Here is a 317-nt window from a genome sequence, read left to right on the forward strand (position 1 = left end):
TTTTGCATCAATCGAGCAACTGTACAACGTGCAATAACATAACCCTCACGTTTTAATTTTTGCCAGACTTTACGTACACCATATCGACCTGAACTTTTCTTCCAAATTCGTTTAATTTGTTCAGCATGATGCTCATCATGTAGATCTCGTTTCGCTCGATGTTCTGGATTGTCAGCGAGATCTAAAGTTCGGTAATAGGTTGAAGCTGCGATCGGTAAAATCCTACAAATCGCCTCAACACGATATAAGTCTTTATTGTTATGGATGAAATCCACCCTTATTTGTGTGTGCGGTCGAGCTCCGCCTGGGCGAAAAAA

General features: G+C 41.0%; 1 protein-coding gene and 1 other annotated feature. The gene reads right to left on the reverse strand.

All coding sequences use genetic code 11. The features are described 5' to 3' along the window. Nucleotides 1-317 (reverse strand): IS3 family transposase (locus tag ACG9ZB_RS16860; protein ID WP_419326810.1); only part of this gene is annotated, 317 nt, incomplete at both ends. Next, nucleotides 207-317 (reverse strand) — a sequence feature (AL1L pseudoknot). This feature is flagged as partial in the annotation. It overlaps the preceding gene by 111 nt.

The organism is Acinetobacter johnsonii (assembly GCF_048551975.1).
Taxonomy (GTDB): domain Bacteria; phylum Pseudomonadota; class Gammaproteobacteria; order Pseudomonadales; family Moraxellaceae; genus Acinetobacter; species Acinetobacter johnsonii_A.